Origin of the sequence: Amycolatopsis umgeniensis (assembly GCF_014205155.1) — a bacterium.
Classification (GTDB): domain Bacteria; phylum Actinomycetota; class Actinomycetes; order Mycobacteriales; family Pseudonocardiaceae; genus Amycolatopsis; species Amycolatopsis umgeniensis.
The window spans coordinates 6,042,752-6,067,006 of the sequence record NZ_JACHMX010000001.1; the positions used below are offsets into that span (position 1 = coordinate 6,042,752).

The 24,255-nt window shown below is 70.1% G+C and carries 2 protein-coding genes and 1 pseudogene; all 3 read left to right on the top strand.

Annotated elements, in window-relative coordinates; translation table 11 throughout:
• Positions 1-62: 62 nt before the first annotated feature.
• The 3 genes and pseudogenes from HDA45_RS28540 (at position 63) to HDA45_RS28550 (ending at position 24,252) form a co-directional block, all read left to right on the top strand.
• Positions 63-2,009: an ABC transporter ATP-binding protein gene (locus HDA45_RS28540; RefSeq protein WP_184900447.1), complete on the top strand. Its 1,947-nt coding sequence runs from the start codon at positions 63-65 to the stop codon at positions 2,007-2,009.
• Positions 2,006-11,420 (top strand): annotated as a pseudogene (locus tag HDA45_RS28545) (amino acid adenylation domain-containing protein). Before HDA45_RS28540 ends, HDA45_RS28545 begins: the two are co-directional and overlap by 4 nt.
• A 718-nt stretch (positions 11,421-12,138) precedes the next feature.
• Positions 12,139-24,252 carry a non-ribosomal peptide synthetase gene (locus tag HDA45_RS28550; RefSeq protein WP_184900450.1) on the top strand — a complete coding sequence of 4,038 codons (12,114 nt, stop codon included), beginning with the start codon at positions 12,139-12,141 and terminating at the stop codon, positions 24,250-24,252.
• Positions 24,253-24,255: the final 3 nt, after the last annotated feature.

The window sequence follows — 24,255 nt, forward strand, 5'->3', positions numbered from 1 at the left end:
GGACACCGACACGATTCAGCACGATTGAGATCGCGGACTTCGCGCGTGGGAGGACAGACCGTATGGACGTGGTGTTGAACTTCGGGGCACCTACCAAGAGCGACGACGATCCCGATCCCTGGTCGGACCGGGTCCGTCCGGGGACGGTGCGCCGAGTGCTCGCCTACTTCCGCCCGCACACCGGACTCGTCGCGCTCTTCGCCTTCATCGCGGCGCTGGAGGCCGCCATCGTCATCGCGACTCCTTTGCTGATGAAGGAACTCATCGACGGCGGGATCCTCAAGAACGACTTCGGGGTCGTGATCCTGATGGCCACCCTGACCGCCGTGCTCGCCGTGGCGGCCGCGTTGTTCTCACTGCTGTCGGCCTACGTCTCCGCACGCATCGGGGAGGGGGTCACCTACGACCTCCGGGTCCAGGCGATCGACCACGTCCGGAGGCTGCCGGTCGCGTTCTTCACCCGCACCCAGACCGGGGTGCTGGTCGGACGGCTGCACACGGAACTGATCATGGCCCAGCAGTCGTTCGGCCACCTGCTGATGTCGATCACCAGTCTGGTCACGGTGCTGCTGGTGCTGGCCGAGATGTTCTACCTGTCCTGGCTCGTCGCCGTCGTCACGCTGGTGCTGATCCCGCTGTTCGTCGTGCCCTGGGTCTACGTGGGGCGGATGATCCAGAAGCGCACCGGCAGGCTGATGGAGGCGAACGCCGGTCTCGGCGGGCTACTCCACGAGCGGTTCAACGTCCAGGGGGCGATGCTCTCCAAGCTCTTCGGCCGTCCGGAAGAGGAGATGGCCGACTATCGGGAGCGGTCGGGGCGGATCCGCAAGATCGGCGTGAGCATTTCGATCTGGGGCCGGATGTCCTTCGCCATGATGGCGCTGATGGCTTCGATCGCCACGGCGGTCGTCTACGGGGTCGGCGGCGGGCTCGTGATCGACGGGGCGATCCAGCTCGGCACGCTCATCGCCATCGCCACCCTGCTCGGGCGGCTGCTCGGGCCGATCACCCAGCTGTCCTCGTTGCAGGAGACCGCGCAGACCGTCGTGGTGAGCTTCTCCCGGATCTTCGAGCTGCTCGACCTGAAGCCGCTGATCCAGGAACGCGCCGACGCCGTCGATCTCGAGGAGGACGTGGCGCCGGACGTCGAGTTCGACGACGTGGCGTTCCGCTATCCCAGCGCGAACGAGGTCTCGCTGGCCTCGCTCGAACACCTGCGGACCAAACGGGAAAACGGGGAGGTTTCGGCGGATGTGCTGCGCGGCATCAGCTTCCACGCGCGAGCCGGAACCCTCACCGCGCTCGTCGGCCCGTCCGGCGCGGGGAAGAGCACCATCACGCATCTGGTCTCCCGGCTGTACGACCCGAACTCCGGGACCGTCCGGGTCGGCGGGCACGATCTGAAGGACCTCACCTTCGAATCGCTCCGCGGCACGGTCGGGGTGGTCAGCCAGGACGCGTACCTCTTCCACGACACGATCCGGGAGAACCTGCTCTACGCCCGCCCGACAGCCACCGAGGACGAGCTGATCGAAGCCTGCAAGGGCGCCCAGATCTGGGACCTGATCGAATCCCTTCCCCGGGGGTTCGACACCGTCACGGGTGACCGCGGCTACCGGATGTCGGGCGGGGAGAAGCAACGACTGGCCATCGCCCGGCTGCTGCTGAAGGCGCCCACGGTCGTCGTGCTCGACGAAGCCACCGCGCACCTGGACTCCGAGTCGGAGGCCGCCGTGCAGCGGGCGCTCAAGACCGCTCTGCGCAGCCGCACCTCGCTGGTGATCGCCCACCGGTTGTCCACGATCCGCGAAGCCGACCAGATCCTCGTGATCGACGGCGGAACCGTCCGTGAACGCGGGACGCACGAAGAGTTGATGGCCGAGGGCGGTCTCTACGCGGAGCTGTACCACACGCAGTTCGCCAATCCCGACCGCTTCGGCCCCAAGCCGGAGCCCGAGCTCGACGACGAGCCTGAGCCAGTGGCCACCTTCATGGGCCATGGAGGGTGACGATGAGTTCCGCAGCGCAAACCGTGCTGGATCTTTTTTCCCGCCAAGTGGGCCGGGCACCCGACGCGGTGGCCGTTGCCGACGGGGACCGGGTGCTGACCTATCGGGAACTCGACGAACTCGCGGGCAGGCTGTCCCGGCGCTTGACCGGCCACGGCGGTCGCGTCGCGGTCATGCTGGACCGTTCGGCGGACCTGCTGGTCGCGCTGCTCGCCGTCTGGAAGGCGGGGGCGGCGTACGTACCGGTGGACGCCGCGTACCCCGCGCCGCGGATCGCCTTCCTGCTGGCGGATTCGGGCGCGTCCCTGATGCTGTGCTCGGCCGCGACGCGCGACCGGGTACCGGCGGGGATCGACGCGATCGTCGTCACCGGCGATGACCCCGGTGACGCGCCCGCCGCTGTCACGGCGCGCCCGGGGGACCTGGCGTACGTCATGTACACCTCCGGCTCGACGGGTACCCCGAAGGGCGTGGCCGTCCCGCATTCCAGTGTCGCGGAGCTGGTGGGGGATCCCGGCTGGGCGATGGGCGCCGGCGACGCGGTCCTCATGCACGCGCCGCATTCCTTCGACGCGTCCCTGTGCGAGATCTGGGTACCGCTGGTGTCGGGTGCCCGGGTGGTGGTCGCCGAGCCGGGGCCGGTGGACGCCCGGCGGCTGCGCGAGGCCGTCGCGGACGGCGTCACGAGGGCGCATCTGACCGCGGGCAGTTTCCGCGCGGTGGCGGAGGAATCGCCGGAATCGTTCGCGGGGCTCGACGAAATCCTGACCGGTGGCGATCTGGTGCCCGCACACGCGGTGGAACGCGTGCGGAAGGCGGCACCGCGAGCGCGGATCCGGCACCTCTACGGTCCGACGGAAACGACGCTGTGCGCCACCTGGCACGTACTCGAACCGGGTGACGCGCTGGGCTCGGTGCTGCCCATCGGCCGTCCGCTCACGGGGCGGCGGGCCCACGTGCTCGACGCGTCGCTGCGCCCGGTGGAGCCGGAGATGGTCGGCGATCTGTACCTCTCCGGTGCCGGTCTCGCCGACGGTTACCTCGACCGGGCCGGGCTCACCGCGGACCGGTTCGTGGCGGATCCGTTCGCGCCCGGAAAGCGGATGTACCGGACCGGGGACCTCGCCCGGTGGAGCGCGGGCGGCGAGTTGCTGTTCGCGGGCCGGGCCGACGACCAGGTCAAGATCCGCGGGTTCCGCGTCGAACCCGGCGAGATCGAGGCCGCGCTGACCGCCCAGCCGGACGTCCACGAGGCCGTGGTGGTGGCTCTCGACGGGCGCCTGATCGGTTACGCGGTTTCGGACGTGGCCCCCGCCGTGCTCCGCGATCGTCTCGGGGCCGTGCTGCCGGACTACCTGGTCCCGGCCGTGGTGCTCACGTTGGACACGTTACCGCTGACCGGGAACGGCAAGGTGGACCGCGCGGCGTTGCCCGCGCCCGATTTCTCCGCGACCTCCGACGGGCGCGAACCCGCCACCGAGGCCGAGCGCGTCCTTTGTGGACTGTTCGCCGAAGTCCTCGGCACGGAACGGGCCGGGGTCGACGACGGTTTCTTCGAACTGGGCGGGGATTCGATCCTCGCCGTCCGCGTGGCAGCCCGGGCGGCCAAGGCGGGCCTGCTGGTGACGCCGTCGGAGATCTTCGGGGAGAAGACCCCCGCGCGGCTGGCCGCCGTGGCGCGGGCCGTCCCGGCCGAAGAGCCCGAGACCGGCCCCCTGATCGAGCTGACCGCGGAAGACGAAGCGGAACTGGCGATCGCCGTCCCGGACGCCGCCGAGGTCTGGCCGCTGGCGCCGCTCCAGGCGGGGCTGCTGTTCCAGACGACCCTCGACGACCAGGGTTCCGACATCTACCAGACACAGTGGATCGTCGAGCTGACCGGACCGCTGGACGTCGCGCGGCTGCGGTCCGTCTGGGAAGCGGTTTTCGCCAGGCACGACGAACTCCGCCTGACCTTCCACCGGCTCGAATCGGGCAAGGCGGTGCAGGCCGTCGCCGTCCACGTCGACCTGCCTTGGCGCGAGGTCGACCTGACGGGCGCGAGCGATGTCGACGAGGCCGTCCAAGCCCTGTCCGCGGAGGAACAGCGGGAACGCTTCGATCTCGCCAAGGCGCCGCTGTTCCGGCTGGTGCTGATCCGGGTCGGCGAGGACCGGCACCGCCTGCTGGTCGTCAATCACCACATCCTGACCGACGGCTGGTCCGTGGCGGTGATCCTCAACGAGGTCTCCGAGGCGTACACGTCGGGCGGACGGTTCCCGGATCGCACGGGTGCGGCGTCCTATCGGGACTATCTGGCTTGGCTCGACAGGCAGGACAAGGACGCGGCGCGCGAGGCCTGGCAGGCGGAACTGTCGGACATCGACGTGCCCGCGCTGGTCGCCAAATCGGACGCCGCGCTCGCCTACGACTATCGCGTCACCCATCTGACTCCGGAGGTCTACACCCGGCTGACCGACTTCGCGCGCGATCACGGGCTGACGCTGGCCACGGTGGTGCAGGGCGCGTGGGCGCTGGTGCTGGCGCGGCTCGCGCGGCGGACCGACGTGGTGTTCGGCACCACGGTCGCCTGCCGCCCCGCGGAACTCCCCGGGGTGGAGTCGATGCCGGGGCTCATGATGAACACGGTCCCGGTCCGGGTGTCGCTGGACGGCGGACAGCCGGTGGTGGACATGCTCACCGGGCTGCAGCGCCGTCAGGTGGCCCTGATGCCGCACCAGCATCTGGGCCTGACGGAGATCCAGAAGACGGCCGGACCCGGCGCGATGTTCGACACGCTGCTGGTGTTCGAGAACTACCCGCGGGATTTCGCCGACCAGTTCACGTATCTGGGCACGGTCGAGGGAACCCACTACCCGGTGACCGTCGGTGTCATCCCGGGAGAGCGGTTCAGGATCCAGCTCGCCTACTGGCGCGGGCAGATCGATCAAGCTGTCGCCGATTCGGTGCTGGACTGGTTCGTCGGCGCGCTCGGCGCGATCGCCGCCGATCCGTCCGCCCTGGTGGGCCGGACCGGGATGGGCGAGATTCCCTTGCCCCACTGGAAGTCCGCGTTGGTGGCGGACGAGCCGCTGCCGTCGTTGATCGGGCGGATGGCGGCGGAGCGGCCGGACGCGGTGGCCGTCGCGGACGGCGACGGCGAACTGACGTACGCGGAACTGTGGGAGCGCGCGGAGAAGTTCGGCGCCGTCCTGCGGGCTCGCGGGGTCGAACGGGAACGCCGTGTCGGGCTGGTGGTCGGCCGGTCGGCGTGGTGGCTGATCGGGATGCTCGGGGTTTCGCTGGCGGGCGGCGTCTTCGTCCCGGTGGATCCCGCGTACCCGGCCGAGCGGGTGAAGCTGATCTTCGGCAGCGCGGACCCGATGCTGGTGGTGTGTCAGGGGAAGACGCGCGAAGCGGTGCCGGAGGACTTCGCGGACCGGATCCTGGTGCTCGACGAACTGGATCTGGCCGGAGCCGAAAGCACGGTGCTGCCGCCGGTGGGAATGCGCGACGCGGCGTACGTCATCTACACGTCGGGTTCGACGGGGACGCCGAAGGGTGTCGTCGTCACGTACTCGGGCCTGGGCAATCTGGCGATGGCGCATATCGAACGGCTCGCCGTTTCGCCGTCGTCCCGTGTGCTGCAGTTCGCGGCGCTGGGCTTCGACACCATCGTGTCCGAGGTGATGATGGCGTTGCTTTCGGGCGCGACGCTGGTGATGCCGCCGGACGAGGACCTGCCGCCGCACGCTTCGCTGACCGACACCCTGGAACGGTGGGACATCACGCATGTGAAGGCCCCGCCGTCGGTGCTGGCCACCGTGGACACGGTGCCGGACAGGCTGGAGACGGTGACCGCGGCGGGCGAACTCTGTCCGCCGGGACTGGTGGAACGCTTCGCGGCGGGCCGCCGGATGATCAACGCCTACGGGCCGACCGAGACCACGATCTGCGCGACGGTGAGCATGCCGCTGGCGCCGGGCGGGGAGGTGATCCCGTTCGGGGGGCCGATCGCCGGTGTCCGCGGATATCTGCTGGACGCTTTCCTGCGCCCGCTGCCGCCGGGGGTCACGGGTGAGCTGTACCTGGCCGGGATCGGCGTGGCGCGCGGGTATCTGGGCCGCTCGGCGCTGACGTCCGAGCGGTTCGTCGCCGATCCCTTCGTCGACGGCGAGCGGATGTACCGGACCGGGGACCTGGCGTACTGGACCGGCGACGGCGAACTGGTGTCCGCCGGACGGGCCGACGACCAGGTCAAGATCCGCGGGTTCCGGGTCGAACCCCGCGAGATCGAGTTCGCCTTGTCCGCGCATCCCGAAGTCACGCAGGCGACGGTGACCGTCCGCGAAGGCCGTCTGGTGGCCTATGTGGCGCCAGGCGACATCGATCCGGACGCGCTGCGGAAGGAACTCGCGGCCAGGATGCCCGCGTACATGGTGCCCGCGGCGGTGATGGCGCTGGACGCGCTGCCGCTGACGGCGCACGGGAAGATCGACCGGAAGGCGTTGCCCGAACCGGACTTCTCCTCGAAAACTGTCGGCAGGGAGCCCTCGACCGAGCTCGAGCGAATCCTTTGTGGAGTGTTCGCCGAGGTGCTCGGCCTGGCGCGGGTCGGGGTCGAGGACAGCTTCTTCGAACTGGGCGGGGATTCGATCTCGTCGATGCAGGTCGCTTCCCGCGCGCGCCGCGACGGGATCTCGCTGACCCCGCGGCAGGTGTTCGAGCACCGGACCCCCGAGAGGCTCGCGCAGTTGGTGGCGGAAACGCCGCTGGCGCGTCAGGAGTTGTCCACAGTGGACGATGGTGTGGGTGAAGTCGCGCTGACGCCGGTGATGCGGATGTTCGGGGACGGCGTCGCGGCGCCGGGATTCGCGCAGTGGATGGTGCTGGGCACGCCTCCGGAACTGACGGAGGAGGCTTTGGCCGCCGGGCTGACGGCGGTCGCGGACACGCACGACATGCTGCGGGCCCGGGTCGTCGACGGCGACGGGGGACGGCGCCTGGTGGTCGGCGAGCGCGGTTCCGTGGCCGGTGTGCTCACACGGATCGAGGTCGACGGCGGCTCGCTGGACGAGGCGGCGGCGGACGCGGCGCGGGAGGCCGTCGCCCGGTTGGCCCCGCTCGCGGGCGTGATGGTCCAGGCGGTGTGGTTGGACGCCGGGCCGGATCGGCTGGGGCGGTTGGTCGTGGTGGCGCACCATCTGGTGATCGACGGGGTCTCGTGGCGGGTTCTGGCGACGGATCTGCGAGCGGCCTGCGAGGCCGCGGCCGAGGGCCGGGCGCCGGAACTGGAGCCGGTGAGCGTGTCGTTCCGCCGCTGGTCCGGTCTGCTGGAGCAGTGGGCCGTCTCCGTCGAGCGGGCCGCGGAACTGCCTTCGTGGCAGGCGATTCTCGGACAAGAGGAGCAGCCGGAGCCCGAGTCGAGGGGGAAGGTGCGCTCGCGGTCTTGGGTGGTGCCGCCGGCCGAGACGTCGGTGCTGGTGGGGCGCGCTCCGGTGGTGTTCCACTGCGGCGTGAACGAGGTACTGCTGGCCGGGCTGGCGGGAGCGGTGGCGCGCTGGCGCGGCGGGGACGCCGTGCTGGTGGAGGTGGAAAGCCACGGCCGTCATCCCGTCGACGGAATGGACCTTTCCCGGACGGTGGGCTGGTTCACCAGCACGCATCCGGTCCGGCTCGACGTGGCCGGGATCGATCTGGCGGACGTGCTCGCCGGTGGCCCGGCGGCCGGTCGGCTGCTGAAGGCGGTCAAAGAGCAGTCGCGGGCCGTGCCCGGCGACGGGCTCGGCTACGGTTTGCTGCGTTATCCCGGCGGGGACACGGAGCCGGTTTTGGCGGCGGGCGCGTCGCCGCGGATCGGATTCAATTACATGGGCCGGTTCGTCGCCGGTGATCAAAGCGACGTGCGGGCTTGGCAACTCGTCGGGGACATCGGCGGTTCGATGGATTCGACCATGAATCTTCCGCACGCACTCGAAGTGAACGCGATCGTGCAGGATCTGCCGGGCGGCCCCGAATTGGTGCTCATGGCGGAATGGTCCGGCGAAGTGTTCGACGAGGACCGGATCGGGCGACTCGGCCAGGAATGGCTGGACATGTTGTCAGGACTGGCCCGGCAGGCGGATGATCCTTTCGCGGGCGGACACACGGCTTCCGACTTCGACCTGCTCGACCTGGACCAGGACGAGATCGAGGAATTCGAAGCCTTGGCGGCCGAGCTCCAGCAATAGCGGTGGAAAGCAATGGAGGCTAGATTTCGTGAATACTCCGACCACGTCCTCCGGAATGGCGCTCGCGGAAGTCTGGCCGCCGTCACCGATGCAGGAGGGAATCCTTTATCACCTCGCGCTCGACGGCGAGGCACCCGATACCTACGGCATCCAGCAGACGCTGATCATCGACGGGCCACTGGACGCGGAACTGTTCCGGACGTCCTGGCAGGCCCTTCTCGGCAGGCATGCGGCGCTGCGCGCGGGCTTCGTCCGGCGGAAGTCCGGTGAGATGGTCCAGCTCATCCCCCGGGAGGTGAAACTCCCTTGGGAGGAGCGCGATCTGTCCCACCTCGCCGAGGAGGACGCGCTGGCCGAGGTGAGCGTGATCGCGGAGCAGGAGCGTGCCAAGAAGTTCGACGTGGTGAAGCCGCCGCTGCTGCGGCTGACGCTGATCCGGCTCGCCCCGGAGAAGCACTGTCTCGTCACGACGAGCCATCACCTGGTCATGGACGGATGGTCGCGGGCACTGCTCGAATCGGAGCTCCTGAAGATCTACGCGGCGGGCGGCGTCACTTCCGCGCTGCCGTCCCCCCGCTCGTATCGGGACTATCTGGCCTGGCTCGACAAGCAGGACAAAGAGGCCGCTCGTGAGGCTTGGCGCGAGGAACTGGCCGGTGCCGAGCGCTCGGCGCTCGGGATCCCCGAGAAGGCACGGAAAGCTCCCGGGAAGCAGGCACGGGAAGAGCTCCGCTATTCCCCGGAGTTCACCTCCGCACTGGTCGATTTCGCCCGCCGCAACGGGTTGACGCTGAACACACTGGTGCAAGGGGCGTGGGCGCTGGTGCTCGCCCGGCTGGCACGCCGTCGTGACGTCGTGTTCGGCGCGGTGGTTTCCGGCCGTCCGGCGGATCTGCCCGGCGCGGAGAACGTGGTGGGCCTGTTCATCAACACCGTCCCCGTGCGCGTGCGGTTGGACGGTGGACAGCCGGTCCTGAAGATGCTGACGGATCTGCAGGACCGGCAAGCCGGGCTGATCTCGCACCAGCACCTCGGCCTGCAGGAGATCCAGAAGCTGCCGGGCGCGAGTTTCGACACGATCCTTTCGTTCGAGAACTACGTCGATCCGGCGGAGGCGGGCTCCGATCGCGATCTTCGGCTGAGCCTGAAGGAGTTCCACCAGTCGGCGCCGTACGCGATCCTGATGGGGGTCATCCCGGGCGAGAGCCTTCGGACCGAAGTGGAGTACCTGCCGGAACTGGTCGACGACCACACCGCGCGGGAAGTCCTGCACGGCCTCTTCCGGGTGCTCGAGCGGATGATCGCGGAGCCCGACGCTCCGGTCGGCCGTCTGGACGCGATGAGCGACGCCGGACGCGAACTCGTGGTCGAGCGGTGGAACGACGTGGGTGACGCGATCACCGCGGCATCGCCGGTGGATCTTTTCCTGGCACAGGTGGAGAAGGCGCCTCAGGCGACGGCGGTGACCTCCGGTGACCGGGCCTGGTCCTACGCGGAGCTCGACCAGTGGTCCGGCCGCGTCGCGCGGGCGCTGACGGAACGCGGGGTGCGCCGCGGTGACCGTGTCGGCGTGGTGCTGGAGCGGTCGGCCGAGGTGCTGGCGGCCTGGCTCGGGGTGTGGAAGGCCGGAGCGGTGTTCGTCCCGGTCGATCCGGACTACCCGGCCGATCGGGTGGCGTTCATGCTGGCCGACTCCGCGGTCGCGGCGGTGGTCTGCCGGGCGGAGACTTCGGCCGCGGTGCCGCCGGACTACGCGCGGGTCCTCGTGGAGGACGCGAACCACGGCGATGTCGCTCTCGTCCCTGTCGGGGCGGACGATCTGGCGTACGTGATGTACACGTCCGGATCGACCGGGACCCCGAAGGGCGTGGCGATCTCGCACGGTGGCGTGGCGGCACTGGCCGGGGAACCGGGCTGGGACCTACACGCCGGCGAGACGGTCCTGATGCACGCTCCGCACACTTTCGACGCGTCGCTGTACGACATCTGGGCACCGCTCGTGTCCGGTGCGCGGGTGATGATCACCGAACCGGGCGTCGTCGACGCCGCGCGGCTCGCGGCCCATGTGGCGGACGGTCTCACCGCGGTCAACTTCACCGCGGGGCATTTCCGGGCGCTCGTGCAGGAGTCGCCGGAATCCTTCGCGGGCCTGCGGGATGTGTCGGCGGGTGGGGACGTCGTGCCGCTCGAAGAGGTGGAGAAGGTCCGGCAGGCGTGTCCCGCGCTGCGGGTCTGGCACACCTACGGACCGACGGAAACCACGCTGTGCGCGACGTGGAAGGCGATCGAGCCCGGCGACCGGGTCGGCCCGACCCTGCCGATCGGCCGCCCGCTGCCGGGGCGGCGGTTGTACGTGCTGGACGTCTTCCTGCGTCCGTTGCCGCAGGGCGTCGTGGGTGATCTGTACATCGCCGGCGCCGGGGTCGCGCAGGGTTACCTGGGGCAGACGGCCTTGACCGCGGAACGGTTCGTCGCCGACCCGTTCGCCGCGGGCACGCGGATGTATCGCACGGGCGACCTGGCGTACCGCAACGACGAAGGCGAGCTGGTGTTCGCCGGGCGGGCCGACGACCAGGTCAAGATCCGCGGCCACCGGGTGGAGCCGGGCGAGGTCGAGGCGGTGCTGGCCGAGTTGCCGGGCGTCGACCAGGCCGTGGTGGTGGCGCGAGACGGTCGTCTGATCGGTTACGTCGTGTCCGAAGGCGAGGTGCATCCCACCCGGCTCCGCGCCCGGATCGCCAAGGTGCTGCCGGACTACATGGTCCCCGCGGAAGTGATCGCGCTGCCCGCCCTGCCGGTGACGGCGAACGGGAAGGTGGACCGGGAGGCGTTGCCGGATCCCGACTTCAGCGAGCGCGTGACCTACCGGGAGCCGACCACCGACCCCGAGCGGGCGCTGTGCGCGCTTTTCGCCGACGTGCTCGGCCTGGCGCGGGTCGGCGTGGACGACAGTTTCTTCGAGATCGGTGGCGATTCCATCTATTCGGTGAAACTGACGGCGCGGGCATTGCGGGCCGGAATGGCTTTCGACGTGGCGGACGTGTTCGAGCACCGGACACCGGCGGGACTCGCGGCGGTCATCGCGCCGGGGGAGCCCGCGGTCGCTCCGGCTGCTCCTGACACTCCTGACACCGAATTGCTCGACCTCGGGCAGGACGAGATCGACGAATTCGAATCCGAATTCGACGACGCCCGGAGCTGACGGAGACTTTTTCCTCGGTGCGGGGTGAAGGGGCCCTTCGCCTCGTGCGATGTGGTGAAGGGCCCTTTCGCCTCGTGTGATGCGGTGAAGGGCCCCTTCGCAACGCTTGTCTCGGCATCTTACCGCCGTGCTGGTGTCGCGAAAGCCACTTTCGGGACGTCTGGTGTCCTGAAAGTGGCTTTCGGGACACGGTGCGGGTTGTGAGGGTGTTCGTGGTGGTGATGGTTGCGAAAGCCACTTTCGCAACGTTGAAGGTTGCGAAAGCGACTTTCGCAACATCCGTCTCGACACTCCGCCGCAACGCTGGTGTCGCGAAAGCCACTTTCGCGACGTCTGATGTCCCGAAAGTGGCTTTCGGGACACGGTGCGGGTTGTGAGGGTGTTCGTGGTGGTGATGGTTGCGAAAGCCACTTTCGCAACGTTGAAGGTTGCGAAAGTGGCTTTCGCAACATCCGTCTCGACACCCCGCCGCAACGCTGGTGTCGCGAAAGTCACTTTCGCGACGTCTGATGTCCCGAAAGTGGCTTTCGCGACACGGCGGAGCCGCCGCACGGGCGCCTGCCTGCCGTGAAAACTTCCTTCTACCCCAAAGCAAGACCAGCGTTCACCGAAACCGCGAAAACGACCGGTCCGAATGGGGTTGGACGGATTGTCCGGGCCTGCCCGCCCGGTGAGATGATTCTTTATGCGGAGCCCGCAGATGATCGAGGGGAAATTGATGGCTCAGTCGCGGATCGAGGACTTCTGGCCGCTTTCGCCGCTCCAGGAAGGTTTGCTCTTCCACACGGTCTACGACGACGAAGGGCCCGGTCTTTACGTCGGTCACTGGATCCTGGAGCTGGACGGTCCGGTGGTGGCGGCCCGGCTGCGCGCGGCTTGGGAGGCGTTGCTGGTCCGGCACGTCGCTCTGCGGGCCTGTTTCCGGCAGCGTAAATCGGGTGAGACGGTGCAGCTCATCGCGCGGCAGGTGGACCTGCCGTGGCGGGAGGTCGATCTCTCCGATCTCGACGATCCCGAGGAGGCCGTGCGCGAGCTGGCCGAGGAGGATCGGACGACGAAATTCGATCTCGCGAACGCGCCGTTGCTGCGGCTCACTTTGATCCGGCTCGCCGAAGACAGCCATCGCCTGGTGATGACCTGTCATCACGCGATCATGGACGGCTGGTCGATGCCCATCGTCTTCGACGAGCTGTCGCTGTTGTACGCGGCCGATGGCGGCTCGCTGGACCTGCCCGGGGCGCGGTCGTACCGCGAATACCTGGCGTGGCTCGAAAGGCAGGACAAGGAAAAGACGCTGTCGGCGTGGGCTGCTGAGCTGAATGGTGCCGAGGAGCCGACACTCGTGGCGCCCTCGGGCCAGGGGCGAGCGCCCAGCATGCCCGACAACATCATGATCGAGCTGCCGGAAGAGCTCACGCGATCGGTGAGCGAACTGGCCCGTGCCAACGGGTTGACGCTGAACACGGTGGTGCAGGGCGCGTGGGGACTCGTCTTGGCGCAGCTTTCGGGCCGGACGGACGTGGTGTTCGGCGCGGTGGTCTCGGCGCGCCCGCCGGATCTGCCCGGCGTCGAGGAAATGGTGGGGCTGTTCCTCAACACCGTCCCCGTGCGGGTGCGGCTGCGCGGTTCGGCGCCCGTCCTCGAGCTGCTGGCGGAAGTGCAGAAGCGGCAGTCCGCGCTCATCTCCGGCCACTACGCGGGCCTGGCGGACATCCAGAAGGCCGTCGGCCCCGGCGCGATCTTCGACACTTTGCTCGTCGTCCAGAACTTCCCGCGTGAGCTCGGCGAAGCGGAGACCGGGGAGCACTTCCGGATCCGGATCACCCAGGGCAAGGAAGCCGCCCACTACCCGCTGACGCTGGTCGCCGTCCCCGGCGAGTCGATGCTGCTCAACCTCGACTTCGTGACGGACTTCTTCGACCGGGACGCGGCTCTGGCCATCCTCGATCGCTTCACCGGGGTTCTGCGTCAGCTCACCGACGCCCGCGACATCACGGTGGCCGACCTCTACCTGACGAGCGCGGCCGACCGCGAAGGGGTGCTGGGCAAAGGAAGTTCGGCCGCTCCGGCGCCGAGCCGGCTGGCGCCGGAGCTGTTCGACGGTCAGGTGGAGCGTCGTCGCGACGCGATCGCGGTCGACGACGGCGAGCGGACGTTGTCCTACGGAGAACTGGACGAGTACGCGGAAAGGCTCGCGGGGTACCTGAGCGATCACGGGGTCCGGCGCGGGGACCGGGTCGCCGTGGTGATGGAACGGTCGCCCGTGCTGATCGCGACGCTGCTCGCGGTGTGGAAGGCGGGCGCGGCATACGTGCCGGTGGATCCCGCCTATCCGATCGAACGCGTGAAGTTCATGCTGGCGGACGCGGAGCCGGCGGCGGTGGTGTGCGCGGAGGCGTACCGCGAGGCCGTGCTGGACGTCGGGCTCGCTCCGATCGTCCTCGATCCGCGCACGCGGCAGGTGGTGGCGGAGCACGCTCGCCTTTCGGCCGGTGTCGTGGCCGATGACGTCGCGTACGTGATGTACACGTCGGGATCGACGGGGACGCCGAAGGGTGTCGCGGTCTCGCATGGCAACGTCGCCGCACTGGTCGGAGAGCCGGGATGGCGAGTGGGCCCCGACGACACGGTGTTGATGCACGCCTCGCACGCGTTCGACATCTCGCTGTTCGAACTGTGGGTACCGCTGGTCTCGGGTGCCCGGCTGCGGCTGGCCGGATCGGGTGTGGTGGACGGCGCTGCGCTGGTCGGATACGTGGCCGACGGGGTCACGGCCGCGCACCTGACCGCCGGTGCCTTCCGGGTGCTGGCCGAGGAATCACCGGAGTCGGTCGCCGGTCTGCGCGAGGTGCTGACCGGTGGTGACGCGGTACCGCCGTCGGCGGTGGACCGCGTGCGGCGGGCTTGCCCGGACGTGCGGGTGCGGCATCTCTACGGCCCGACGGAGGCCACGCTGTGCGCGACGTGGTGGGTCCTCGAACCGGGCGAGCAGGCGGGTTCCGTGCTGCCGATCGGCCGTCCGCTCGACGGGCGGCGGGTCTACGTCCTCGACGCGTTCTTGCGGCCCTTGCCCCCGGGGCTGCCCGGCGAGCTGTATCTCGCCGGAGCCGGTGTGGCGCAAGGGTATCTGGGTCGTCCGGTGCTGACGGCCGAGCGGTTCGTCGCCGATCCCTTCACCCCCGGCGCGCGGATGTACCGCACCGGGGATCTGGCGTACTGGACGGAGCAGGACGCGCTGGCGTTCGCCGGCCGTGCCGATGACCAGGTGAAGATCCGCGGTTACCGGGTGGAGCCCGGCGAGATCGAAGTGGCCCTCGCCGAACTTCCCGGGGTCGGCCAGGCCGTGGTGACCCCGAGGGACGGGCACCTGATCGGTTACGTGGTCGCCGAAGCGGGGAAGGTCCTCGACCCGGAGCGGTTGCGCGGAGAGCTTTCCGAGACGCTGCCCGAGTTCATGGTCCCGGCCGTGGTGCTGGTGCTGGACGCGTTGCCGTTGACGGTCAACGGGAAGGTGGATCGCCAAGCGCTGCCCGAGCCGGACTTCGCTTCGAAGGCCGATGGCCGTGAGCCCGCCACCGAGGCCGAGCGGATCCTGCGCGGCGTGTTCGCCGAAGTCCTCGGCCTGGAAAAGGTCGGACTCGAGGACAGCTTCTTCGAACTCGGCGGGGACTCGATCTCGTCGATGCAGGTCGCCGCCCGCGCCCGCCGCGAAGGGATCCCGCTGACCCCGCGGCAGGTGTTCGAGCACCGGACGCCCGAGCGTCTCGCGGCACTGGCCCCGGTGGCACAAGAGTCCATAGTGGACACCGGAATCGGCGAAGTCCCGTGGACGCCGGTGATGCTCGCCCTCGGGGAAGAGGCTCTGCGGCCCGGCTTCACACAGGCGCGCGTCGTCGTCACCCCGGCGGGCTTCGATCAGGACGCGTTCGTGTCCGCCCTGCGCGCGGTCCTGGACACGCATGATCTCCTGCGGGCACGGGTGGAGTCCGTCGGCCGGCTGATCGTGGCGGAGAAGGGCGCCGTGGACGCGGCCGCGCTGGTGACCCGCGTGGCGGCCGGGGCCGGGAACGTCGACGAGATCGCGGCACGCGAAGCCGCGGCGGCGACGCTGGATCCCTCGGCGGGAACCATGGTCCGGGCCGTGTGGATCGACGCGGGGGCCGAGCCGGGCCGGTTGGCGCTGGTGGCGCATCACCTGGTCGTCGACGCGGTCTCGTGGGGGATCCTGCTGCCGGATCTGCGCGCGGCCTACGACGAGGCGAACTCCGGTGAGACTCCTGCCCTCGAACCCGCCTCGACGTCGTATCAGCGATATGCCCGGCGGCTGGCGGAACAGGCGCTCAGCGCGAGAACGGTCGCCGAGATCGAGCACTGGGCCGCCGTCCTGGACGGCGTGGAGCCGTTGCCGGAGCGGGGGACCGGGCAGTCGCACTCGTGGTCCGCGACGGTGTCCGGCACCGCGGCGCTCGGTCTGGTCTCGCAGGTCCCGGGTGCGTTCCACTGCGGGATCCAGGAAGTCCTGCTGGCGGGCCTCGCGGGTGCGGTCGCGCGCTGGCGCGGTGACAACGGCGCGGTTCTGGTGGACGTGGAAGGCCATGGCCGCCACGCCGCCGACGGTGAGGACCTGTTGCGCACCGTCGGCTGGTTCACCGGCGTGCATCCGGTCCGCCTCGAGGCCGCCGATCTGGCGTCCGGGGATCTGCTGAAGGCCGTGAAGGAGCAGGTCCGCGCCGTCCCCGGCGACGGGCTCGGATACGGGTTGCTGCGTCATCTCAACTCCGAGACGGGCGCCAGGCTGGCCACGTTGCCGTCCGCGCAGATCGGGTTCAACTACCTCGGCCGGTCCGGTGCCGCCGCCGAGGTCACCGCGTGGCAGACGACCGCGGGTTCGCTCGGCGGCGGTCAGCACGCGGTCCAGGCCCACGAACTGGAGATCGGCGCGGACGTCCAGGACACCCCGGACGGGCCCCGCCTGCGGCTCGTCATCGACGGCCGGGACCTCGAACCCGCCGCGGTGGAGCGGCTCGGTGAGGTTTGGCTGGAGACGCTGACCGACCTCGCGGCCCTTACCGGCGGCGGGCACACCCCGTCCGACTTCGAACTCGTGAAGCTGACGCAGCGGGACGTGGTGGAGCTGGAAACCGCCGCACCGGGGCTGACGGACATCTGGTCGTTGTCACCGTTGCAGGAAGGCATGCTCTTCGAGCGGGCCTTCGAGGACGACGGTGTCGACGTCTACCAGACCCAGCGGATCCTCGACCTCGACGGACCGCTCGACGCGCGACGGCTGCGCGCGGCGTGGAACGGGCTGGCCGCGCGGCACGCGTCGCTCCGGGCGAGCTTCCACGAGCTGGGCGCGGGCGAAACGGTGCAGGTCGTCGTCGACGACGTCGAAATCCCTTGGCGTGAAACGGATCTGTCGCATCTCGACGACGCGGCAGCGGCCGCCGAGGTCGAACGTCTGCTCGCGGAGGATTCGGCGAAGCGGTTCGACGTGACCAAGCCGCCGCTGCTCCGGCTGCTGCTGATCCGGCTCGGCGAAGACAAGCACCGGTTCGTGCTGACGGCACATCACCTTCTCGTCGACGGCTGGTCCACGCCGCTCGTCCTCGGCGAGACGTCGGCCGCCTACGCGGGCGGACATGCTCCCTCGACGGCACCGTCCTATCGGGACTATCTGGCGTGGCTGGGCCGTCAGGACGAGGAAGCGACCCGAGCGGCGTGGCGCGCCGAGCTCGACGGCGTCGACGAACCGACCCTGGTGGACGCCGACGCGGGCAAGACGATGGTGTTGCCGGACGAACATTCCGCGTGGCTGCCCGAGGAATCGAGCCGCGCTCTCACCGACTTCGCCCGCGGTCACGGCCTGACGTTGAGCACGATCGTGCAAGGCGCGTGGGCGCTGGTGCTGGCGCGGTTGGCGCGCCGGACGGACGTGGTGTTCGGGACGGTGGTTTCGGGGCGTCCTGCCGAGGTGCCGGATGTCGAGCGGATGGTGGGGATGTTCATCAACACCGTCCCGGTCCGCGTCCGGCTCGACGGCGGCATACCGGTGCTGGAGCTGCTCCAGGACCTGCAGCGACGTCAGTCGGCGCTGACGGAGCACCAGTACATGGGCTTGCGGGAGATCCAGAAGGCGGCGGGGACGGGAGCGGTCTTCGACACCGTCCTGATGACCGTCAATTTTCCGTTGGGTGCAGCGGATGACGGCGGTGTCGCGATCAGCTCGGTCCGCACCAGGACAGGCACCACTTTCCCGCTGTCGCTGAGCGCCATGCCGGGCGAACGCCTGCAGATCCACCTGTCCTACCGGCCCGACCGGATCGCCGGTGAGACGGCCACCGAGATCGCCGCGCAGGTCGTGCGCGTGATCGAACAGGTGGTGGCGGAACCGTCGCTTCCCGTCGGCCGCCTGAGCGTGACGAGCGAACCGGCTCGCGCGTCGGTGGTGGAGCAGTGGAACTCGACCGGCGAAGCGGCGAGCGAGTCGTCCGTGCTGGAGCTTTTCCGGCGCCAGGCCGGCGTTTCCCCGGACGCGACGGCTGTCGAGGACGGCGGACGCACGCTGTCCTACGCGGAACTCGACCGGGAATCGGATCGGCTGGCCGGGTATCTGGCAGGCATCGGCGTGCGGCGCGGTGACCGCGTCGGCGTGGTGATGGAGCGCGGCGCGGACCTTCTGGTCGCCCTGCTCGCGGTCTGGAAGGCGGGGGCCGCGCAGGTCCCGGTGAACGTCGGGCATCCCGCGGAACGGATCGGACGGATGCTGGCCGACGCCGGTGCGTCGGTGGCTGTCTGCGCTGAAGCGACCCGTGGCGTCGTGCCGGCCGGGGTCGAACCGGTGGTCGTCGGCGCACCGGGGATCGAGGGGCAGGCGCCGTCGGTCTCGGTGGCCGGGCACGACGTGGCGTACGTGATGTACACGTCGGGATCGACCGGCGTGCCCAAGGGCGTCGCGGTCCCGCACGCGAGTGTCGCGGCGCTGGCGAGCGACCCGGGCTGGTCCCAGGGGCCCGACGATCGAGTGCTGCTGCACGCGTCGCACGCTTTCGACGCGTCGCTGGTCGAGATCTGGGTACCGCTGGTCAGCGGGGCCCGCGTGGTGATCGCGGAACCGGGCACGGTCGACGCGGACAGGCTGCGTGAAGCGATCGATCGCGGCGTGACCATCGTCCACCTGACGGCGGGCGCTTTTCGTGCGGTGGCGGAGGAAGCGCCGGAGTCCTTCCTCGGGCTGCGCGAGATCCTGACCGGCGGTGACGCGGTTCCGCTCGCGTCCGTCGTGCGGATGCGCCAGGCCTGCCCGCGGGTCCGGGTCCGGCAGCTCTACGGTCCCACCGAGATCACTCTCTGCGCCACTTGGCTCGTCCTCGAGCCCGGGGTCGCGACGGGTGACGTCCTGCCGATCGGCGGGCCGCTGGACGGCAGGCGGGCTTACGTGCTCGACGCGTTCCTCCAGCCGGTGGCCCCGAACGTGACCGGCGAGCTCTACCTCGCCGGTGCCGGTCTGGCGCACGGTTACCTGGACGCGCACGCGCTGACCGCGCAGCGATTCGTCGCGAATCCGTTCGCCTCCGGCGAGCGGATGTACCGCACGGGCGACCTGGCGCGCTGGACGGATCAGGGCGAGCTGCTGTTCGGCGGCCGGGCCGACTCCCAGGTGAAGATCCGCGGCTACCGCGTGGAACCCGGGGAAATCGAGGTCGCGCTGACCGACGTCCCCCAGGTCGCGCAGGCGATCGTGGTGGCGCGGGAGGAACGGCCGGGTGAGAAGCGGCTGATCGCGTACGTGACCGCGGAAGAGGGGTCGGAGCTGGAATCCGGCGCCGTCCGCGAGCATCTCGCGGCGCGGCTGCCGGAGTACATGGTGCCCGCGGTGGTGCTGGTGCTGGACGGTTTCCCGTTGACGCTCAACGGAAAGATCGACCGCGCGGCCCTGCCCGCCCCCGAGCTCACCGCGAAACGCGTCGGCCGTGAGCCGCGCACCGAGACCGAACGCGTGTTGTGCGGCCTGTTCGCCGAGATCCTCGGACTGGACGAGGTCGGCGCCGACGACGGCTTCTTCGAACTCGGCGGCGACTCGATCCTCTCGATGCGGTTGGCCGCCCGAGCACGACGCGAGGACGTCGTCTTCGGTGCCAAGCAGGTCTTCGAACAGAAGACCCCGGCGGGGATCGCGGCCATCGCGGAGCGCGGCGGGCAGCCCCGGACCGTCCTCGCGGACGGCGTCGGCGAAGTCCCGTGGACGCCGGTGGTGCGGGAGCTGATCGAGCACGATTCCGGCGCGTTGAACGGGGGCGCGCTGGCGCAGTGGGTGACCGTCGGCGCACCCGGCGACCTGTCGGTCGACGCTCTGACGGCCGGGCTCGCCGCGGTGATCGACACGCACGACCTGCTGCGGAGCCGGGTCGTCGAGACCGAGGGGGCGGCGCCGAGGCTGGTCGTGGCCGAGCGCGGAAGCGTGGACGCGACAGGGCTGGTCGAGCGAGTCGAGTCGGGCGCCGGGGACGTCGACGAGGTCGCGGATCGCCGCGCCCGTGAGGCGGCCTCGCGCCTGGATCCCGTCGGCGGGGTGATGGTCCGGGTGGTGTGGGTCGACGCGGGCCCCGGTCACCTCGGACGGCTGGTCGTGGTGGCGCACCACCTCGTGGCCGACGTGGTGTCCTGGCGGATCCTGCTGCCGGACCTGCAAACGGCCTGTGAAGCCGTGACCGCGGGCCGGGAACCGGAGCTCGACCCGGTGGACGTCTCATTCCGGCGCTGGGCGCGGACCCTGACGGAACAGGCGGCGGCGCGGACCGCGGAACTGGCGACCTGGACGGAGATCCTCTCTCGCGCGGAAGCGCGGCTGGGCGAACTGGATCCGAAGCGCGACACCATTTCGACCTCGGGACGCAAGTCCTGGATCCTTCCGCGGGAGCGGGCGAGTGTGCTCGTGGAGAAGGCCACCTCGGCCTTCCACTGCGGTGTCCACGAGGTACTGCTGGCGACCTTGGCCGGCGCGGTGACCGGCTGGCGCGGCGGCACCTCCGTCGTGGTGGACGTCGAAGGCCACGGCCGACAGGCCCTCGAAGACCTGGACCTTTCGCGGACGATCGGCTGGTTCACCGATGTCCATCCGCTCCGGTTGGACGCGACGGGGATCGACCCGGCCGAAGTGATCGCGGGTGGCGCCGCGGCCGGACGGCTGCTCAAGGGTGTCAAGGAGAACGTGCGAGCCGTGCCCGACGGCGGGCTCGGCTACGGGATGCTGCGGCACCTCAACGACGAGACCGGGCAGGCCCTTTCGGCGCTGCCGAAGGCGGAGATCGGGTTCAACTACCTCGGCCGCTTCTCGTCCCGCTCCGAGGGTGACGCGGAACCCTGGCAGCTGGTGGGGACCATCGGCGGTGCGGCGGGGCAGGACCTGCCCCTGCGTCACGTCGTGGAGATCGACGCGGCGGTGCTGGACGCCGAGGACGGCCCCGAGCTCACCCTGACCGTGACGTGGGCCGGGCGGATCCTCGACGAAGCCGAGGCGGAGTCGCTCGGGAAGACGTGGCTGGACATGCTGACCGGACTCGCCGCCCACGTCGGCGCGGGTGGCGCGGGCGGGCACACGCCGTCCGACTTCCCCCTCGTTTCCTTGGCACAGAACGAAGTCGAGGAGATCGAGGCCGCCGTGCCGGAGCTGCTCGACATCTGGCCGTTCTCCCCGCTCCAAGAAGGCCTGCTGTTCCACGCCATCGACGAGCGCGGCCCGGACGTCTACGCGGGTATGCGGGTCCTCGCTCTCGACGGCCCGCTGGACGCCGCTCGCTTCCGCGCGTCCTGGCAGACCCTCCTCGACCGGCACGACGCCCTCCGCGCGAGTTTCCACCAGCTCGGGTCCGGGACCGGTGTGCAGGCTGTCGCCCGGCACGTGACGCTGCCCTGGCAGGAGACCGACCTGTCGCATCTGCCCGAGGGCGAGGCGCTGGCGGAATTCGAGCTCATCGCCGCGGAGGCGCACGCCGACCGGTTCGACCTCACCAAGGCGCCGCAGCTGCGCCTGCACTTGGTGCGCCTCGCGGAACGGCGGCACCGGCTGATCCTCGCGTCGCACCACATCTCGGCCGACGGCTGGTCGCTTCCGGTCTTCCTGGTCGAGGTGATGGCGGCGTACGAGTCGGACCGGGTCCTGCCCGCCCCGACGTCGTACCGCGAGTACCTCGCGTGGATCGCCCGTCAGGACAACGCGGCCGCCAGGGAGGCGTGGCGGACCGCGCTCGCGGGACTCGACGAGGCGACCAGGGTCGTGCCGCCGGAGGCGATCGCGACGCCCATCGAGCCCGATCGCGTACGGTTCGCGCTCGACGAAGACCTGAGCGGCAGGCTGACGGAGTTCACCCGGCGGCACGGCGTCACGATGAACACGCTGTTCCAAGGGGTCTGGGCGCTGCTGCTGGCCCGGCTGACCGGGCGCGAAGACGTGGTGTTCGGGACCACGGTGGCCGGACGTCCGCTCGAGATCCCCGGCGTCGAGTCCGCTGTCGGCCTGTTCATGAACATGCTGCCCGTCCGTGCCCGCCTCGCCGGGGCGGACCGGTTCGTCGACATGCTGACGGATCTGCAGGAACGTCAGGTCGCGTTGATGCCGCACCAGCATCTCGGACTGACCGAGCTCACCCAGGTCGCCGGTCCCGGCGCGGCGTTCGACACGATCGTCGTGTTCGAGAACTACCCGCCGCCGCCGGAGCCCTCCGACGATCCCGGCGTCCTCGCCATGCGCCCGGCGGGCATCCCGGACGACAACGGGCACTATCCGTTGTCCCTGCGGGCATCCGAAGGGGGCGGCGTCCACGGCGAGGTCATCTACCGGCCGGACGTGTTCGACCGGACGCGGGCCGAGGAGTTCCTCGCGTCGATCGTCCGCGCGCTCGAGCAGGTGGCCGCCGAGCCGCGGATCCCGGTGGGCCGCGTCGGCCTGATCGGGCCGGAACACCGCCGTCTGGTGTTGGACGAGTGGAACCGGACCGACGCGCCGCTCGTGGCGGACACGTTGCCGTCGCTCGTGCGCGAGCAGGCGGCGCGGACGCCGGACGCGATCGCGGTCGAGGACGGCGCGAGAAGCCTGACGTACAGCGGATTGCTGGACGAGGTCGAGGCGCTGGCACGGCTGCTCGCCGGTTCGGGTGTGCGGCGTGAGGCTCGGGTGGGGGTGCTGGTCGAGCGTTCGGTCGAGCTGGCGGTGACCCTGCTGGGGATCACGTTCGCCGGCGGCGCGTTCGTCCCGGTCGACCCGGACTATCCGCGCGACCGCGTCGAGTTCATGCTGGCGAACTCGGCACCCGAAGTGCTGGTGTGCACGAAGACGACCCGGGCGTTCGTGCCCGCGGAGTTCGCGGGCACGGTGCTGCTGCTGGACGAGCTGCCCGACGCCGATCCGGCTGTCGTGCTGCCGTCGGTGGCGCCGGAAGACGCGGCGTACGTGATCTACACGTCGGGGTCGACGGGGGTGCCGAAGGGCGTCCTGGTCACCCATTCCGGACTCGTCAACCTCGGGTACGCGCATATCGAGCGGATGGCCGTCACGTCGTCCTCGCGGATCCTGCAGTTGTCCGCGATCGGTTTCGACGCCATGGTTTCCGAGCTCTACATGTCGCTGCTGGCCGGCGCGGCCCTGGTGCTGCCCGGCGCGGCGAGCATGCCGCCCAAGGTGACGCTGGGCGACGCGATCCGTCAGGCGGGCATCACCCACCTGACCGTTTCGCCGAGTGTGCTGGCGAGCGAGGACGACCTGCCCGACACCCTGCGGACCGTGCTGACCGGCGGCGAGGCCCTGACGGCCGCGCTGGTGGACCGCTGGTCGCCGGGGCGCCGGGTGATCCAGGCCTACGGGCCGACGGAGACGACCATCTGCTCGACGATGAGCGCCCCGTTGTCCCCTGGCCACGACGGGGCTGTCCCGCTCGGCGGCCCGATCCACAACGTGCGGCACTACCTGCTCGACGCGTTCCTGCAGCCCGTGCCGCCCGGGGTGACGGGCGAGCTCTACATCACCGGGGTCGGGCTGGCCCGCGGCTACCTCGGGCGGTTCGGCCTGACGTCGGAACGTTTCGTCGCCAGCCCGTTCGCCCCCGGTGAGCGCATGTACCGCTCCGGCGACCTGTTCCGCTGGGATCCCGACGGCCAGCTGAAGTTCGTCGGCCGGGTCGACGCGCAGGTCAAGGTGCGCGGCTACCGGGTCGAGCCCGCCGAGATCGAGGCCGTGCTCTCGGAACATCCGGGAGCGGCTCAGGTGGCTGTCTCCGTCCGCACCGACGGGCCGGGCGAGAAGCGGTTGGTGGCCTACGTCGTCCCCGTGGAGTCCGATGTGGACGGTCTGACGGCCGCGCTGCGGGAGTTGGCGGCCGAACGCCTGCCGGAGTACATGATGCCCGCGGCGTTCGTGGCGCTGGAGAAGATGCCGCTCACCCCGAACGGCAAACTCGACCACAAGGCGCTGCAAGCCCCCGATTTCGCCGCGATGGCTTCGCAGCGGGAGCCGAGCACACCCATGGAAGCACTGGTGTGCGGGCTGTTCGCGGAGGTGCTGGGCCTGGACCGGGTGGGCGCGGACGACAGCTTCTTCGAGCTCGGCGGCGACTCGATCACCTCGATGCAGGTGTCCGCGATGGCCCGCCGGGAAGGGCTCGCGCTGACCCCGGGCCAGGTGTTCACCGAGAAGACGCCGGAACGGCTGGCGGCGCTCGTCAAACCCCTGCCGACCGAAGACGAGACCACCCCGGAGCCGGAGCCCGCCGGGGGCACGCTCGTCGCACTTTCCCTTGACCAGTTGGAACAACTCGAGGCTGGACTGTCCGGCGACTGACGC